The following is a 1,244-nucleotide window of genomic DNA, read 5'->3' on the forward strand; positions in this document are numbered from 1 at the left end:
TGCTGGCGCACCCGCGACACCACCTGGGTGGCCAGCAGCGAATGCCCACCCAGCTCGAAGAAGCCGTCGTGGCGACCAACCCGCTCGACCCCGAGCAGGGCCTGCCAGATATCCGCCAGCTGGCGTTCCAGGCCGGCTTGCGGCTCCACGTATTCCTTGCGTGACTGCACGGCATCCGGCTGCGGCAGCGCCTTGCGCTCCAGCTTGCCGTTGGGGCTCAGGGGCATGGCCTCCAGCAGCACCCACTGGGCCGGGACCATGTAGTCCGGCAGCCCCTGGCGCAGTTGGCTGGCCAGCTGTTCGGTGTCCAGCTCGGCGGTCGCGGGCACCACATAGCCCACCAGTCGCTGGTCGACGGCCAGCACCACGGCTTCCCGGACCTCATCCAGCTCCATCAGCCGCGCCTCGATCTCGCCCAGCTCGATGCGCAGGCCACGGATCTTCACCTGGTGGTCGATACGCCCGGCGTATTCGATCACGCCGTCCTGGCGATAGCGCGCCAGGTCACCGGTGCGGTACATGCGCTCGCCTGCCACGAAGGGATTGGCGACGAAGCGCTCGGCAGTGAGGGCCGGGCGACGGTGATAACCACGGGCCAGGCCGACACCAGCCAGATACAGCTCGCCGAGGACGCCCACCGGCACCGGTTCGAGGTTGGCATCGAGGATGTAGCAACCCAGGTTGGCAATCGGCTGGCCAATGGGCACGCCGTCCTTGCCTTCGTCGACACAGGTCCAGTGGGTGACGTCGATGGCCGCCTCGGTGGGGCCGTAGAGGTTGTAGAGCCCGGCGTGCGGCAGGCGCGCAAACACCTGCTGTTGAGCATCCACCGGCAGTGCTTCACCGCTGCAAACGATGCGCTTGAGGCGGGTGCAACGCTCCACCTGCGGGTCCAGCAGGAAGGCCTGGAGCATCGAAGGCACGAAGTGCAGCGTGGTGATGTTTTCTCGCTCGATCAGCGCCACCAGCCTGGCCGGGTCACGGTGATCGCCCGGAGCGGCGACGACCAGGCGAGCGCCGGTCATCAGCGGCCAGAAGAACTCCCAGACCGATACGTCGAAGCTGAACGGGGTCTTCTGCAGAACAGAGTCATCGCCGCTCAGGCCGTAGGCCTGCTGCATCCAGCACAACCGATTGGTCAGCGCCGAATGACGGTTGCCAGCGCCCTTGGGCTTGCCGGTGGAACCGGAGGTGTAGATCACATAGGCGAGGTTTTCGGCGTGAAGCGCGATACCGGGATTGGT

At 66.6% G+C, this 1,244-nt stretch carries 1 protein-coding gene; it reads right to left on the reverse strand.

The annotated features are described in order from the left end of the window. On the reverse strand, nt 1-1,244 hold a 1,244-nt coding region (locus WFQ67_RS30180; protein WP_337059002.1), incomplete at both ends, for an amino acid adenylation domain-containing protein.

The sequence above is a fragment of the Pseudomonas sp. USHLN015 genome (assembly GCF_037153275.1).
GTDB classification, from domain to species: Bacteria; Pseudomonadota; Gammaproteobacteria; order Pseudomonadales; family Pseudomonadaceae; genus Metapseudomonas; species Metapseudomonas tohonis.